The sequence below is a fragment of the Nostoc sp. FACHB-280 genome, assembly GCF_014697615.1.
Taxonomy (GTDB): domain Bacteria; phylum Cyanobacteriota; class Cyanobacteriia; order Cyanobacteriales; family Nostocaceae; genus Nostoc_B.
This window is the reverse complement of sequence record NZ_JACJSD010000066.1, coordinates 13,534-31,531: the sequence shown is the minus strand read 5'-3', so window position 1 is coordinate 31,531 and position 17,998 is coordinate 13,534. Positions and strand designations below refer to the sequence as shown.

Below are 17,998 nucleotides of genomic sequence, written 5' to 3'. Positions count from 1 at the left end.
AATTTTGGGCTGATTTAGCTGATGAATTGATGCGCCTCAAGCCCCATAAACTACCCTATTTTCAGCAAGGTTTACGGGCTATGACTCTTATCCAGTCTGCTTTATAACTTCTCTGTCACCCCTTCAGGGCTTACGCATAAAAACGAAACATCAACGGTTTGGGGAAGGGTGTACTCAGTAAGCAGGGTATAGGGGTCTATGTATTTAAAACCCTTACACCTGTACGCCCAAAAATTATGAGTATTTGCTAAATCTTGACCCATTTCAATACTTTCGGGTCTTTGTTATAGCTATAAATCTCACCGTCTTTTCCAGTGATAGATTTTCCTTGGCTGGCTCGGCTTCTAATTGTGCCAAGTGAATAGTCTGTTAATGTCTGCATTTCTTTGTGAGAAAACCCAGCAATTGTGTTTGTGATTACACTGGTTTCTGTGGGCAGGTTATTGATGGTGATGGGAACATTTTCTTGAGGAGGATTAGCAAAGATTTGTTTCTGCTTTTGATAATCCTCCACAGTTAAAAGCCGCCAAGTAGAATTTTCCGATAATTCTAGAACCCACTGATGATATTGAAATAGACTTTCTCGATGTCCAACACTAATAAATGTTGTTTTGTTCTCTTGTAATTGTTGATATAAATGCCCTTCGTTAGTTAAATCTAAAGCACTCGTCGCTTCATCTAAGATAGTGAAGCTAGGATGAGTAATTAATAGTCGTGCAAATGCTAGACGTTGTTGTTCTCCCAGCGATAATATATTCTCCCAAGGAACTTCTGTATCAAAGCCTTCGACTCGATTCAGCACATTGTGTAAGTTAACTTTTTGTAAAACATTTTTTAGTTGTGCATCGGTCAATTGGAGATTGGTATTAGGATAAAGTAACTGTTCGCGCAGAGTTCCTAAAATTATGTAAGGTCGTTGGGGTAAGAATAAGACTTGTTCTAGAGGAGGTCGGACTAAACGACCTGTTCCGGCATTCCATAAACCTGCGATCGCTCTCAATAAAGAGCTTTTTCCCCGACCACTAGGCCCTACAATTAATAAACCCTCTCCTGGCTGAACAGAAAGTGATAAATCCTCAACAATCACTTGTTCAGAGTTGGGGGTTTGTAAGGTGACATTTTCAAAAGTGAGATGTTTTTCTTCTACCGTTTTGATAGTAGTGACATTTTCTTGTTGTTTAGCTACTTGTTCTAAAGCATTGGTAAACTCAGCTAACCGCTCAATATAACTAGAAAACTGTCCAGAAATGCCAAACTCATTGATCAACTCTGATAAGGAATTAGAAAAAAGATAAGCAGTTAAAGAAGCTTGGCTAATTTCTCCAAATCCCAATTGATTGGTAATATATAAAGGCCCAAGTATTAAAAATGGAAAGATTTCAATTACAGCCTGGTATCCTCTATTAAAGATATCTATATTTCTTTCCCAATTAATTTTTTGTTGATAGTTTTTTATGAAATTAGTAAACCTGCGACCAATAATATTTAATTCTTGTTTTTCTCCTCGAAAAAAAGCTATTGATTCCGAATGATTGCGAACGTGAGTCAAACAATAATTGTATTCTGCTTTTGATTGAATTTCTTCTTGATTACGCTTATTTAATTCTTGAGTCAAGTAACCAGCAAGCAAATTACCTATAACTGTATAGACAAACAAAATAATTGCAACTTGTTGAGAGATTGACCAAAGAATAATTAGAAGAGCAGTTAATTCCAATACTTTTTCTAGAAAGGTAGCTGAAAAATTTAAAGCATTTCTGGTGATAGGTTCAATTTCTTGAGATATACGTTGATCTGGATTATCAATATTCGATTTAAAATTTATTTTATAATAGGCTTGATTGCTTAAATATTTTGATAGCGTATGATCGTTTAGCCATTGATACCAATCAAGAGCAATTTGTTTTCTGAGCAATTTAGCAAACCCTACCAAGAGAGTTACTAATACCAGAGCTACACCGTAAAGTAATATAGTATCAAAAAACCTCGAAACATTTTTTTCGACAATAATAATATCAACTAAATAGCGATTAATGAAGTTAGTAAATACATTTATAGCTACAAGGGAAATTATTAATAATAATAGTAAAATGAGCATTCCCCACGAGCGAATCACGTCTGAAAATGCTCTTCCCCCTTCTTTGGTTGGATACCAATAAGGTTCAGTAATAACTTTGACATTTTCCCAAAATTGTGAAAAATCAGAAAAATAATTTTTTGAGACTTGAGATTGAATAACTTGGGTCGGCATATTTGAAAAATAAATTAAGTTTCTAAGAATTTAATTTAGTAATTATCAAAATAACACTAAATAAAATTGCTGGTTTAACTCATATTACTTAACTGTTGAGTACGGCTAAAAGCAGTCAGCACCGCATTAGCAATAACAGTTCGTAGACTGCCTTTTTCTAACTCGTAAAGACCAGCAGCCGTTACTCCTCCAGGGCTAGTTACCTTGTTGCGTAAGACGGCTGGATGTTCATGAGTTTGAAACATCAGTTCAACACTGCCAGCAATTGTATGCAATGTCAGTTCTTGGGCTTGTGTGCGAGTTAAACCTATTTGAACACCAGCATCAATCATCGCTTCGATGTATAGAAACAAAAACCCAGTACCCGCACTACTTAACGCCGTTGCCATATCCAGGTAATGTTCACTTTGAGTAGCAAATTCTTTACCTAGTGCTTGTAAAATGACTTGAGTAAGCGATCGCTGTTTTTCTGTTACACTCGCCGACGCGCTCCATACCGTAGTTCCATGACCAACCTCCACTGGCAGATTAGGCATGGTACGGACTACAGCAGCATGATTTAACCCTTGGCACAAAGATGGAAGACTTGCTCCAGCCACAATACTAATTACTAAAGCTTCAGGTAAAATTTTATCTTTAAGTGTAGCCATCACAGCAGCTAAAACTTGCGGTTTCACTGCCAATATCACAATGGATGCGCCTTTTATTGCCTCTAAATTGCAGCCTGTAGTGCTGACACCATATTTCTTTTCTAAATGAAGGCATCGTGTAGCAAGTGGTTCACCAACTATAATTAGCTTTGGGTTATCAACAGTTTTTGTTGCTAATAATCTACTAATTATAATTTCGCCCATCGTGCCACCGCCGATAAAGGCAATTTGTAAATCTGTGAGCATATATTCTCTTGATTAACCCAAGTTGTTAGTTATCTTATTCAGACTAGTAATTGGTAATTGGTCGAAAATTTTCCCTGACTTTAGGCTTTGTTAAGAATTAGGCTGAATCACAGCTTTCAATACAGAGCCATACTCTACATCAGCTAATGCTTGATTAATTTCTCCTAGTGTGTATGAACGACTAATCAGATTTTCCCAAGCAATATTTTTTCTAGAATCACTATGTCGTTTTAGTAATTCAATCATGCGGTAAAAATGACTAAAATCAATTCCCCAAGTCCCGCGAATATCAATATGTTTTAAATTAATTTCTAAGTGTGGATTAATGAGAATTTCACCTGTGTTAGTGTAATGTCCAACAATCACATAACGACCGCCATTTCTCGTCATCGCCAAGCCTTCTTTAACAGCGATGGGTACACCTGTGGCTTCGATAGTGACATCAGCACCATGTCCGTTAGTTAATTCCAAAACCCGTTCAATATGTTGTCGGGGATTATCGGCCTGAATTGCCAGGGTTTCATCTACTCCAAAAGATTGAGCAACTTTTAAGCGACTCTCAAATTTATCAATAACAATCACTTTACCTGCACCTGATAGCAAGGCGAGAATTGCTGCACTCAAGCCCACAGGCCCCGACCCTTGAACAACCACAGTATCACCAATTTGAATCTGCGCTCTGTCTATAGCGTGTAGTGCTGTTGGTAAAGCACATCCCCCAGCAATAAATTGCTTTGGTGAGACTGCTTCAGGTAAAGTGATTACCTTAACTCCTGGTTTGAGGTAAATTAATTGAGACCAGCCACCTAATAACCCATCGTTGGCTGAGTAGGTGACACCATAAACCTTGCGCTGTGGACAGCGAGTGGATGCTTTAGCAACTAGACAATACCAGCAGTTGTAACAGGTTTCATGAACATCCAGAAAAGTGGCGATCGCACCAGGGCGAATTAATTTACCATTAACATCATGTACCTGCCCTCCTGTTTCCACCACACGACCCACAGAAAAATGTCCAGGGATGATGGGATAAGGTACTCCCTCTAAACGTCCATGCAGTAAATGTACATCAGTGCCACATACCTCAGAATATAAGGTTTCAATTACGATTCCCCCCTTTTCCAAAATCGGGTCTGGTAGTTGTTGCACCTCTACTGGTTGGTTAGGTGCGCTCATTACAGCTGCTAAAGGCATAAATTATTTCCTCACTGTAAGTAGTCGTGCAAAATAAATTTTATAGTTGGCACAGAGAACAGGGAATAAATCAAGTCAAAAATCAAAATTAAATAAATTCTGCCTCCTGCCTCCTATCAAGACCACAAAATAATTTCACCATTAGGAAGTAAACCAATTGCAGAGGTGAAAGTTACTCGTTGTCCATCCATTGGCTCAACAGTGTGAAAATTACGGGTATTAAAAATGAATACATCCCCCACATAAGGCTCGAAGGTAATCATATCTGTTGCATCTGCAATCACTGTATCGCTATAGCCGTAGGAGTCTAGTTTATATTGGTCATTGCCTGGTTCCCATTGGCGATCGTAAATACGAGTTTTACCCGTAATTGCTTGACTTTGGCCAAGCCCAAGACGATTATTAGAAGAAAATTTCAAGTATAAATTCCAAGAAAGTTGATAAATTACCGTACCAACTTCCCATTCAGATTGTTCTGAGGGAGCATAATCAATATGTAGTTGAGTACCCTGCTCTATTTTTCTAATCAATCCCGCATAATAACTGCCATATAAGGGTTCCGAAGCAATCCGCACAGTAGCACCTGTACAATTACGAATTTTCTCCATTAACCGTTCTAAGGGATTGAACGAGGCTGCCATAATGGAGTTTCTGAGTTGGGATGTGCGCTCTACTGCTTGAAAATAGGCTGCTTTACTAATGTGGTTATATTCAAATACAGTGATACCAATCCGCTCAATTTTCGGATATACATCTTGATAATAATCAAAGTTAAATAATTGAGCCTGAGCAACTAAATTATCACACTCTTCAACAGTGGCAAAATTTCTTATACGTATTAAGGGAATGCGGTTTTCCCACAGCATTTTTAATGATTCTTTCGTTAGAGAATGCTCTTGTTTACTTTCCCAAATCTTATTTTTAATCTGATTAGAAGTAATCATTTTCTATTTCCTAATAATTTGCAAATTTAATAAAAGCTATCCAATTGGTCAAAGGCAATTAAGCCTAATTGGATAGCATAATCCAAGCTGATTCGGGCTTATATGCCATCATCTGTAATTTTCAGTACAGGCGATCGCATCGACATTTTTATCAAACTACAGAGTTGATATGGTTAGTTGCCCTTATTACCAAGTGCCATTTGTTCTGTTAGTAATTGGTCATCTATAAAACCGCTACTTATGAAATAGGAAATGTAAGTCTTTAGTAAATTTTGGTCTAAGACAGGATACATGATATTAGTATTTACTAGCCCATTCATGGTGTTTTGATAGTCGATTTGTTGTTCTTGGTAATTTTCTATTGTTGTTTTGGGAATAATTTGAGACAAAAATTTTAAGTTATCTGGATCAGAAATATTACGATAGTGTGAAATTTCCGAGTGCCATTGCTCTACAGGAATTAGTTGTAAAGGGTATCCTAAAGAGCGAATTAAGTTAAACAAGTTCTTGAGCGGAGTAGAGTCAGGGTTAACTAAATGAAAAGCTTTTCCAAGAGACTCTTGTTGATGTGACAGATGCACAATTATCTTGCTGACATAGTCTACAGGAGTTAAGTTATCTTCTAGGTGAATATCGGGAGCTATTTTCATTTGTAAACAACCTTTCACTAGTCTGCAAAATAAATCATCTGTGTTACTAATTCCAGTTTGGCTATGTCCTGTGATTCTTGATGCTCGATAAATAGCTACAGGAAGTCCTAAATTACGAGCTTGCATGACTAATTTCTCTGCTACCCACTTGCTTTGGATATAGCCATTTTCTAGGGTTTGATATTGCTCCAGAGAATCTGATTCAAGAATTAATTTATCCTCATTGGGAGATGATGCTGATAAAACAGATGTTGTGGAGATAAAGTGTAAGGGTTTGACCTTGATTTCGCTGGCTAACCGAATAATTTCTTGAGTCCCCAAGACATTAGCAGGTTTTAAAACAGAGTAAGGATAAATAACATTAATCCACGCACCGCAGTGATAGATGACATCTATCTGACTAGCTAACTGTTGAAATTCTGATATGGAAAGACCTAAATAGTTTTTTCCCAAATCTCCAACCACAGGAATAATGCGTTCCCTATCAACTCCTGACCAGAGTTTGTAGAATTTGAGTTGATTTTGTAGCTTTTGTTGTGCTTGTTTAACATCAGTAGCACGAATCAAACAATAAATATCAGCCTGGGTTTGTTGCAGGAGTTCATACAGTAAATGACTACCTAGAAAACCCGTCACTCCCGTTAAAAAGATTCGCTTGGGCTGGTCATTGTACTTATATGTAACATCTCTACGGATATAAATGCTGGGTTCTAAGACGGCTTCTGCTTTTAAATCGAGGTTAGTGGTAGTAATGCTATCGGTCTTGTTTGTTGGTAAAGAAGTTGTATACAAACTCTCTACTAAGCCGTCCGCGAGTTCTGCCACTGTTGGATTTTCAAACAGATAACGGAGGGGTAACTCTATTTGCAAAGCCTCTCTTAATCGAGACATCACTTGAATAGCACGTAAAGAATTTCCCCCCAGATCAAAAAAGTTATTGTGAATGCCTAACTGTGTTATTCCTAAAACACTGCTCCAAATATCTGCTATCAGTTTTTGTGTTGGAGTATGGGGTAAAACAATGTTGGTTAAGTTAATGTCTTGTTGTGGTGAGGGTAGGGCGCGACGGTCAACTTTTCCATTAGCATTCATTGGCAAAGCTGCCAACATCACAAAAGTTGTTGGCACCATATAGCTGGGTAACTTTTGTTTCAAGAAGCTTTGTAAGTCATTTTGGTCTAAGGATGGGTTACTAGAGACAATATAGGCAACTAACTGCTTGTGGCCTGGTTGGTCTTCTCTTAGCATTACCACCTGGGCGATGACATCAGGATGTTGAACTAAGAGACTTTCAATTTCTCCAAGTGCAACACGAAAACCTCGAATTTTCACCACATCATCAATGCGCCCGATAAACTCGATGTTACCGTCAGGTAAATAACGTGCTAAATCTCCAGTTTTATAGAGACGATGGGATTTTTTATCTTTAAACGGGTGAGGAATAAATTTTTCTTGTGTCAATTCTGGAAGGTTGAGATAACCCTGTGCTAACCGCACACCACCAATGTACAATTCACCTTTAACTCCAATTGGTACTGGTTGGAGATTGTAGTCCAGGATGTAGATTTCAGTATTGGCAACAGGACGACCAATGGGGACTGTATTAGTTTTTTCAGAGAAATTCTGCACATCATAAACTACGGCTGTAACTGATGCTTCGGTAGGGCCGTAAGCATTGAGGCAAGTTATTCTATCGCCTACAAATTGCTGCCACATAGCTACTGTTTCTGGTAAAACTGTATCCCCGCCCACAGTTAATAAACGTAGACTTTGCGGCACAGTGGCATAGGATTGAGATACTGCTATCATCCATTCATGCCAATAGGCTGGAGTCAGAGTCAAGACACTCAGCTGTTGTTGTTCGATAAACTGGGAAAAACTGGCAAAGGAAGAAAATAATTGCGCTGGTCTTAATACGACTGTTCCGCCTTTAAACCAAGTGGGGAAGATTTCTTCGACTGCGACATCAAAGCCGAAAGCCGCAAATTGTAAAACGCGATCGCTACTCGTCAGTCCAAAGGCTTCACTAATGGCACTACAATGATTTACCAAGGCTGTATGAGTCAACATTACGCCTTTGGGTCTGCCGGTAGAACCAGAAGTGTACAACACACAAGCCAAGTTTTCTGGTGCTACGTTACTGACCGGATTTCCTGGACTTTGGGAATTGAGTACCTCACATTCTTTATCTAAAGCAATCACTTTCACCCCTGCAACTGGCAAGGAATTAAGTAAAGTTTCCTGTGTAATCAATACAGAAATTTCGGAATCTTCCGATATGTAAGTTAATCGCTGCTGGGGATAATCAATGTCTAGGGGAACGTAACCGCCACCAGCTTTGAGGACAGCTAACAATGCCACAGTCATGGATAGGGAACGCTCTAAATAAATCCCTACCAACTCCTCTGAATCAACACCCAAAGATTGTAGATAATGCGCTAATTGATTCGCTTGGATGTTTAACTGTTGATAAGTTAGTTGTTGATCATCAAACACCACTGCAACTGCATCTGGTGTCAGTTCTGCCTGTTGTTCAAATAATTGATGGAGACATTTCCCTACAGGATAATCAGCCTGAGTGTCATTCCACTCAACCAGTAACTGCTGTTGTTCAACTGTTGTTAATATTGGCAGTTGGTCAATACGCTCTTGGGGATTATTCACCACTGCTTCCAGCAAAGTCACAAAATGACCAATCATCCGCTCGATGGTGCTGTGGTCAAACAAATCAGTGTTGTATTCCCATACTCCCACCAGTCCGTTAGCAGTGTTCTGCATGGATAAGGTAAGATCAAATGCTGCGGTGACACCTTTGATTGGTAGTGAACTAACAGTTAACCCACTTAATTCCAACTCAGACACAGAGGAATTTTGCAGGATAAACATTACTTGGAATAGTGGCGTATGAGCTAAATCCCGTTCTGGTTGCAATGCTTCCACCAACATTTCAAAAGGCAAATGTTGATGAGCATAAGCTCCGAGAGCCATTTCTCTCACACGAGTCAGCAATTCACTAAAACGCGGATTACCTGCCAAATTAGTACGCATCACCAATGTATTGACAAAAAAGCCAATTAACCCTTCTATTTCAGTGCGATCGCGGTTAGCAATGGGTGAACCGACCAAAATATCTGACTGTCCGGTGTAGCGATAAAGCAAGGTGTCATAAGCAGCCAACAAGGTCATAAATAAGGTGACACCTTGCTGCTGACTCAGTTTCACCAATTTATCAGTTAACTCAACTGACAAGACAAAATCTTGATGTGCGCCAACTACAGTTTGTACAGCAGGTCTGGGTCGGTCAGTGGGTAATGATAATACAGTTGGTGCATCTTTAAGTTGCTGTTCCCAGTACGATAGTTGACTTTGTACCACCTCCCCTTGCAACCATTGTCTTTGCCAAATCGCAAAATCTGCATACTGAATTGATAAAGGCGGTAAAGGTGAGGGCTGACCTTGAGAATAAGCATTATATAGTTGTGTGAGTTCAGATACAAACACACCCATTGACCAACCATCAGAAACAATGTGGTGCATACACACTAACAATACTTGCTCTGTCTTGTTCAGTAAGACTAGCTTCACTCTAATTAACGCTTGTCTTACCAAGTCAAATGGCTCAACTAGCTGTTGTTGCGCTAATTGTTGTACAGCTATTTCCTGTTCTGTTCTGGCTAAATGCTGTAAATCAACAATTGATACTATTCCCTGTTTGATATTTTCTATTTCTTGCTCCCTGCTCCCTGCTCCCTGCTCCCTGCTTCCTGTTACCTGTTCCCTAATAACTTGAATTGTTTTTCCATCAAAGGTGATGAAATTAGTACGTAAAGCTTCGTGGCGATGAATAATTGCTTGTAAACTTTGTTCTAATGCCGTAATTTGCAAATGCCCTACCAAACGTAAAGCGGTGGGTATGTTGTATAAGACACTGTTGTGATCAAATTGGTCTAAGAACCACAAACGCTGTTGAGCAAAAGACATTGGTAAGTCTGAATTTTTTGCTCTTGGTAAAATAGGCGGTGCAGAGATTTCTAACTTTTCTTGTTGCAACTGCCCAATGATATGCGCTAACTCACCAACTGTAGGGGCAGTAAACAACTCATACAATGGTAGTTCTACTTTGAAAATGTTGCGGATGCGTGAAACTAATTGTGTGGCTAGTAGCGAGTGTCCCCCCAATTCAAAGAAGTTATCATCAATACCCACTGGCTCTACTTTCAGCACTTGCACCCAAATTTGTGTGAGCAGTTCTTCTATTGGGGTACGTGGGGCAAGATATGTATTAGAAGTAGTGTTTTGGGCTGGTGCGGGTAATCCACGACGGTCTACTTTACCACTGGGAGTTAGTGGTAAGGACTCCATGATCATAAAAGCACTGGGAACCATATACTCTGGCAGTTGTGCTTTCAGAAACTGCCGCAGTTCAGCAACTGTGGGTGTGTAATCCTGATGTGCGACTACATAAGCAACTAAGCGTTTATCGCCAGGGGTATCTTCACGGGCAATGACACAACACCCTTCTACACCCTCAAACTGACTCAGTGCTGCTTCCACCTCACCTAACTCAATGCGGAAACCACGTATTTTTACTTGATTGTCAATGCGTCCTAAGTATTCAATATTGCCATCTGGTAAATAGCGAGTTAAGTCTCCAGTTTTGTAGAGGCGACCAGCACTAAAAGGATTATTGATGAATCTTTCCTGTGTTAAGTCTGGGCGGTTAAAGTAGCCTCTAGCCAAAGTGACACCGCCAATGTACAACTCTCCAGGCACACCAACGGGTACAGGCTGTAAGTGCTTGTCTAAAATATGAATCTGTGTATTAGAGATCGCCTTGCCAATGGGAGGCAGTAGCGGCCAAGTATCCACTGATTTTGACAGTGTAAAAGATGTGACTGCATGACTTTCTGATGGCCCATAATGATTGTGCAGAGTACAATCATTCAATTTGCTAAACCATTGAGAAATCGCCGGAGTAATTTGCAACTGTTCACCAGCTGTAATGATTTCTTTGAGGTGAGTTGCAAACAATTCACTATCAACCGCTACTTCCGCTAGTTGTTGTAAGGCAACAAAGGGAACAAACAATCTAGCAACAGCTTTTTCTTCCAGAAAACCTAATAAAGCCAAGGCATCCTGGCGTAATTCATCTGTAATTAACACTAATCTACCGCCAGAACACCAAGTAGAGAAGATTTCTTGGAAGGAGACATCAAAGCTAATAGGCGCAAATTGTAGAGTTTTTGCACCCTGAGCAACTGTTGTATTTTCCAGTTGCCACAGAATTAGATTACACAAGGGTAAATGATTCATGGCTACACCCTTGGGTTTACCTGTGGAACCAGAGGTATATATTACATAAACTAAATTATGGGTTTGTACCGCAGAGATGGGATTTTCTTGACTAAATTGAGAAATTACTTGAGCGTTAGTATCTAAACAGACAATTTTTGGCTGATAAGAAGCAGGGGAACTCAAAACCTCATCTTCCCCTTTAATTGAAGCCCCATCCCTTATAGTTACCTTTCCCCCACTGCCCTCTGCTCCCTGCCCCTCTGCTTTTTCCTGCTGGGGTAGTCTGTTGAGGAGTGACTGCTGGGTTAACAATACAGACACTTGGGTATCTTCTAACATGAAAGCCAAACGCTCAGTCGGATATTCTGGGTCAAGTGGCAGATATGCACCACCAGCTTTGAGAATACCCAAAAGTCCCACAACCATTTCTAAAGAACGCTCAACGCAAATACCCACCAAAGCATCGGGTTTCACGCCCAAAGACTGGAGGTAATGCGCTAACTGGTTAGCACGGTTATTTAATTCATAGTAGGTTAGTTGTTGATTGCCACACTCCACAGCTATAGCGTTTGGTGTCCGCTCTACCTGCTCCTCAAATAACTTATGGATACACTTATGGGGATAGTCTATAAAAGTATCATTCCAATCAACTAACTGCTGTTGCTCAACTTCAGTTAGCAGTGATAGTTGAGAAATCTGTGCTTTGGGGTTAGCAACAATGCTTGTGAGCAGTGTTTGGAAATGTCCTAACAAACGAGCGATCGCAGCATCATCAAATCGGCTAGTATCATAACTAATCCTCACTAGCAATTGCTTACCAGGAATCACAATCACTGTTAGAGGATAATTCGTTTGCTCAATAGCCTGAATATTCCCTATCGAGAAACCATAATTGTTTTCCTGGGTTGCCTCATCAACTGGATAATTCTCGAAGACAACAAGGCTCTCAAATAAAGGCGTTCCTTTAGGAACATCACTCAAACCTTGAATATCTACCAATGAGCTATATGAGTATTCCTCAGATTCGACTTGCTGCATCTGCAAATCTTTCAACAAAGCCAATACTTCCGTCTCGGCTGCAACCTCAACTCGCACAGGCAAAGTGTTGATAAATAGTCCTACCATCGACTCTACATCAATCAAAGATGGCGGACGACCGGAAACAGTAGCACCAAAAACTACATCTGTTTCTTGACTGTAGTAACACAGTAGTAATGCCCAAGTTCCTTGCACTAAATTATTCATCGTCAGTTGATGCTTTCGTGCAAAATTCTGTAGAGCAGTTGTCGCTTCTGGTGTCAGTTGGATTTTTTGTTCGTTGTAACTAGAATCTAACTGTTTGCGGTTTGACGATGGTTTATCAATTATTAAAGGAGTCGGTGCAGTAAAACCTTGGAGTTTTTGATGCCAAAATTCTTTAGCTTTGGCTAAATCTTGTTGCTGTAGCCAAGCAATATATTTGCGGTAGTTTTGGGCTGGTTGAAGTGTCTTAGTTTCACCTTGAGAAATTGCTTGGTAAAAATACAAAAGGTCTTTGATAATCAAAGATAACGACCAGCCGTCAAACAATATGTGATGAAAACTCCAAATAAATTGAACGTTATCCTTACTCAATTGAATGAGGTCTAGGTACATCAGTGGTGCAACAGACAGTTGGAAACCTTGTTGTCGCTGCGACTGTAAGAAAAGCTTCAATTCTTGTTGCTGCTCTTGTGCAGATAGCTGCTGCCAATCATGCTTGTTGAGGTTAATATCCACCTGCCGATACACTGCTTGCAGTGGCTGTTGCTCATTGTCCCAAACAAAAGCAGTCCGCAAAATTGAATGCCGTGCTACCACTTGCTGCCAAGCTTGCTCAAAAGCTGCTAAGTTCAACTCACCTTTTAAAGCGAAACTTAACTGCTCAAAATATACTCCTGTGTCTGGAGCATACAAACTTTCAAAGAGTATACCCTCTTGCATCGCAGAGAGCGGGTAAATATCTTCAATATTTCTGAAGTTAGTTTTGCCCAAACTTACCAACAGTTGGTCTAATTGTAATTGATTGAGCTTGACTAACTCAAAATCTGAAGGTGTATAGCCTTCACTTTCAGGTGATGAACAATGAGCAATCAGTCCTTGTAATGTGTTGACAAGTTCTTGCGCCAGACTTTCGATTGTGGCTTGCTGGTGGAAATTTGTGTTGTAAGTCCACTCTATGTACAACTGTTCTCCAGTAATAATGCTATTAATTTCTAGGAGATGAGTGCGGTTATTTTGCAAACCGTGGATGTGTCCGGCAGACTCATTTGCTGGCTGTATCCAAGAAGATGTATTGAACAGTTGATCGAATTGACCTAGATAATTGAAACTGATTTGGGCTTGCGGTAATGCCTGTAGTTGGTTAGCAATTTCTGTATCTTGACTCAGATAGCGCAATAAGCCATAGCTGATTCCTTTATTGGGAATAACCCGCAGTTGCTCTTTGACAGACTTTAAGGCATCTGCTGGATTGTCTGTGGCTGGGAGTTTTATAACTACAGGGAAGATAGTTGTAAACCAACCGATGGTACGTGATAAATCCACACCATCAACAATATCTTCTCGCCCATGACCTTCTAAGTTAAACAGCACACTCTGAGAGTTAGTCCATCTGCTCAAAACCAACGCTAGGGCAGTCAGTAGGACATCGTTAATTTGTGTGTTGTACGCTTTTGGTACATCTTGCAGTAACGCGCGAGTTTCCGCCTCACTTAAAGACAATAATACTGTGTTAGCTGCTGCAACAGTGTTTGCCCCTTTTATATAGTCCACAGGTAGGGGTGGAACTGCGGCGCGAGGTTCATTCAACCAATAAGCCACTTCCGATTTGAGGGCTTGTGATTGTGCATATTCGGTTAATTTAAAAGACCAATCTTTAAAAGAAGTTGTTTTAGCGGGAAATGTAATGACTTTACCTTGAGCAAGTTGCTGATAAGCTGTTTGTAAATCTTCTAATAAAATCCGCCAAGAAACACCATCAATGGCTAGGTGGTGGATAATGATGAGTAATCGCGCTCTGTTGTCAACACCCAGATAGAAAAAGGCGACTTCCACTAGATTTTCTGAAAGATTTAAACTTCCCTGCAACAAAGTCGCCTTAGCTTCAATAGCAGCTTGTTGCTCGCTTTCTGGAATTGTCGATAAGTCTATATGAGAGAAAGCAACGCTATCATTGGGAGTAGAGTAAATCTGCTGCCAAGTAGAGTCAGATTGTGTAAAACGTAAGCGCAAAGCATCGTGATGTATAAGTAATTGCTGGAATATTTGCTTTAATAGCTCCGACTTGAGGTCAGATGGTACTGAGAGCAGAAATGCTTGATTGAAGTGGTGCGGCTGGGAAAGATTTTGCTCAAAGAACCAATGTTGAATTGGTATCAGTGGTGCTGCTCCTGTCACTAAACCTTGTTCTACCACAATTGCTTTAGTTGTCCCAGTAACGGCTGCTAAATCAGATATTGTCTGATACATAAACAGATGTTTGGGACTGAGTGTAATTCCTAGCTGATTTGCTCTAGCAATAATTTGAATGCTGAGAATAGAATCTCCGCCAAGTTCAAAGAAGTTATCATGTATGCCTACTTGCTCTACTCTCAGCACTTGCGCCCAAATTTGTGCCAATATTTCTTCAGTGGGAGTGGCAGGAGCGACGTACTTTTCTAGCAGTGTGCTTTCTAAGTTTGGTTCTGGTAGGGCGCGGCGGTCTACTTTGCCGTTAGGTGTCAGGGGTAAGGACTCTAAGATTACAAACGCACTTGGTATCATGTACTCTGGCAGTTTGGTTTTCAGGAAGTTACGCAGTTCTTGGGCTATGGGTTTAGAGTCTTGATCTGGCACAACGTAGGCGACTAGACGTTTCTTACCAGGGCTATCTTCACGGGCGATCGCAACAACTGATTTAATTTCAGAATATTGGCTGAGGACGGTTTCAATTTCTGGCAACTCAATGCGGAAGCCCCGAATTTTTACTTGGTTATCAATACGCGCTATGTATTCAATATTACCGTTTGGTAAATAACGTGCTAAATCACCAGTTTTATACAATTTTGAATTATCAAAGGGGTTGGCGATAAATCTCTCGTTAGTCAATTCAGGACGGTTGAGATAGCCCCGCGCTAGTCCGACACCACCAAGGTACAATTCTCCTGGTACACCAATGGGTACTGGTTGTAAATGTCGGTCAAGGATATAAATTTGCGTATTTGCAATTGGTCGACCGATGGGAATAGTTGTGGCTGTGGCCGTTAAATCCTCTACTAAGTACCAAGAAGAAAAAGTAGTATTTTCCGTTGGGCCATAAACATGGAGCAAGTATCGAGGCGCTCCTTTTTCTAAGACTTTCTGCACCCATCTGGGATCGACTGCTTCCCCACCAAATAGTAAATATTTTAAAGAACTAAATGCTTGTGGGACAAGACTAGCTAATTGATTGAATAAGGCTGTAGTTAAGAATAAGACACTAACTTTATGTGAATGAATATTGACGGCAAATTCTTCTGGAATCAACAATATGGATTTAGTGATAATAACTAGCACAGATCCGTGTAGCAATGCTCCCCAAATTTCAAAGGTGGCTGCATCAAAAGCAATATTTGCGGCTTGTGCAACACGGTCATTAGGTGTTAATTGGATATAGTTAGTGTTTAAAACGAGCCGATTTACGGACTGATGAGTGACGGTAACTCCCTTGGGTATGCCTGTAGAACCAGAGGTATAAATTACATAGGCTAAACTTTCTGCACTGACTGTGATATTGAGATTATCCTGATTTTTCAGGGATATACTATTCCAGTCGGTGTCTAAGTAAACGACACGTGCTTGATGTCCAGGAAGAGACTCTCGTAATTTCTCTTGAGTTAAAAGCACTTTTATCTGAGTGTCTACGAGCATAAAACTTAAGCGTTCAGCAGGATAATCAGGGTCAAGTGGTACATAAGCCCCACCCGCTTTGAGAATCCCCAATAATCCCACAATCATATCTAAGGAACGCTCTACACAAATCCCGACTAGCGTATCTGGTTTTACACCCAATGACCGCAAGTAATGAGCCAACTGATTAGCTCGACAGTTCAATTGTTGATAAGTAAGTTGTTGATTTTCAAACACCACAGCCACAGCATCCGGTGTTTTCTCAACTTGCTCTTCAAATAACTGATGAATGCACTGATCAAAAGGATAATCAGCTTGGGTATTATTCCACTCAACTAACAATTGATGCTGTTCTGAGGGGGTAAGTAAAGGTAATTCCCCAACTCTCTGATGAGGGTCTTTCACTATTGCTGCTAACAAAGTCTGGAAATGACTTATCATCCTCGCAATGGTATCGGCAGCAAAAATATCGCTGTTATATTCCCAAGACCCAATTAATCCCTTTTGAGTCTGCCATATCGACAGGCTCAAATCAAACTTAGATGTACCCCGCTCTACCATCTCTGGAGTCAGATTAACGCCAGGTAACTCTAAAGTATCGAGAGAGAAATTTTCGAGAACAAACGACACCTGAAATAGGGGGTTGTAGCCAAGAGAGCGTTCTGGCTGTAGTGCTTCTACCACCTGCTCAAATGGTATTTCCTGGTTTGCATGGGCATCCCAGACAACAGAGCGGACTTGTTCGAGTAACTGGGAGAAACTAGGATTATCTGCAATATGGGTACGCAGCACCAATGTATTGACAAAAAAGCCAATTAATGGTTCTACTTCGCGGCGATCGCGGTTAGCAAAAGGTGAACCAATGCAGATATCATCTTGACCACTGTAACGATGCAGTAAAACAGCAAAAGCCGTTAGCAGAGTCATAAACAAAGTCACTCCAGACTGTTGGCTGAGGGTGACAAGTTGAGAGGTTAAATGTGCGTCGATGTGAAATTCTGTGGTAGCACCAGCAAAAGTTTGTACTGGAGGGCGAGGATAATCTGTTGGTAACTCCAACAAGGGTGGTGCGCCAGCTAAATGTTGTTTCCAGTATTCCAGTTGCTTATCTTGAATTTCTTGAGTTAACCATTCACGTTGCCACAAAGCAAAATCAGCGTATTGTATTGTTAACTCTGGTAAAAGATTTGGTTTTCCTTGAGTAAAAGCTGAATAAAGTGCTTGTAATTCTTTTAAGAATACCCCCATTGACCAACCATCCATAATGATGTGGTGCATAGTTAAGATCAACAGATGGGATTCTGGTGCTTGCTGTAGTAGAATCGCTCGCACTAGGGGATCTGTGCCTAGGTCAAAGGATTGACTAATCTCCTGAGTGATAATCTGTTGTACAGCCGTTTCCGTGAATTCCTGCACATCTATCACAGGGATGCTGATAGTTAAATTAGGTCTAATAACCTGAAAGGGGACACCTTCTATCGTAGGAAAATTAGTTCTTAAAGCTTCATGACGGCGGATAATTTCGTTAATACTCTGTTCTAAGGTAGTTACAGAAATTTTACCAACAATTCGCAGTTGAAAACTTTCGTTATAAAATGTGCTTTCTTCATCTAATTGAGACAGAAACCACATTCTCTGCTGGGCAAAAGATAAAGGTAAATCTTTATCTCTGGAAACAGGAACTAAAGATAAAGAAGTTAATTGTGTAGCTGTTTGCGCTTCCTTCAGAAAGGCGATGATTTCTGTTTTCTGTGCTTTGATTTGCTGCTTGATATCGTCTGTCATTGCTCCTTTAGGAGCGCGATAGCGTAGCTGATCATCCTCCAGCCAAATTTTGATATCTAAACTATTGAGTAAGGATAAAAATTCAAATATAGTCAT

At 40.2% G+C, this 17,998-nt stretch carries 5 protein-coding genes; all 5 read right to left on the bottom strand.

Going from position 1 to position 17,998, the window contains the following annotated elements; genetic code table 11:
* Positions 1 to 247 precede the first annotated feature (247 nt).
* Complete coding sequence (locus H6G75_RS29910) at positions 248 to 2,251, bottom strand: ABC transporter ATP-binding protein/permease (protein WP_190983534.1); 2,004 nt, start codon at positions 2,249 to 2,251, stop codon at positions 248 to 250.
* A gap of 74 nt (positions 2,252 to 2,325) precedes the next feature.
* Positions 2,326 to 3,147, bottom strand: coding sequence for a pyrroline-5-carboxylate reductase (gene proC / locus H6G75_RS29905; protein ID WP_190983533.1), 822 nt, complete (start codon positions 3,145 to 3,147; stop codon positions 2,326 to 2,328).
* Between the two features lie 90 nt (positions 3,148 to 3,237).
* Positions 3,238 to 4,341, bottom strand: coding sequence for a zinc-binding dehydrogenase (locus tag H6G75_RS29900; RefSeq protein WP_190983532.1), 1,104 nt, complete (start codon positions 4,339 to 4,341; stop codon positions 3,238 to 3,240).
* Positions 4,342 to 4,457: 116 nt separating this feature from the next.
* Positions 4,458 to 5,285 carry a hypothetical protein gene (locus H6G75_RS29895; RefSeq protein WP_190983531.1) on the bottom strand — a complete coding sequence of 276 codons (828 nt, stop codon included), beginning with the start codon at positions 5,283 to 5,285 and terminating at the stop codon, positions 4,458 to 4,460.
* A 173-nt stretch (positions 5,286 to 5,458) separates the two neighbouring features.
* On the bottom strand, positions 5,459 to 17,998 hold the full coding sequence (locus H6G75_RS29890) for a non-ribosomal peptide synthetase (RefSeq protein ID WP_190983530.1): 12,540 nt from the start codon (positions 17,996 to 17,998) through the stop codon (positions 5,459 to 5,461).

Coding starts and splice junctions, on each gene's coding strand:
- H6G75_RS29900 (WP_190983532.1), bottom strand. CDS start 4,341: ATGCCTTTAGCAGCTGTAATGAGCGCACCTAACCAACCAGTAGAGGTG.
- H6G75_RS29895 (WP_190983531.1), bottom strand. CDS start 5,285: ATGATTACTTCTAATCAGATTAAAAATAAGATTTGGGAAAGTAAACAA.
- H6G75_RS29890 (WP_190983530.1), bottom strand. CDS start 17,998: ATGACTATATTTGAATTTTTATCCTTACTCAATAGTTTAGATATCAAA.
- proC (WP_190983533.1), bottom strand. CDS start 3,147: ATGCTCACAGATTTACAAATTGCCTTTATCGGCGGTGGCACGATGGGC.
- H6G75_RS29910 (WP_190983534.1), bottom strand. CDS start 2,251: ATGCCGACCCAAGTTATTCAATCTCAAGTCTCAAAAAATTATTTTTCT.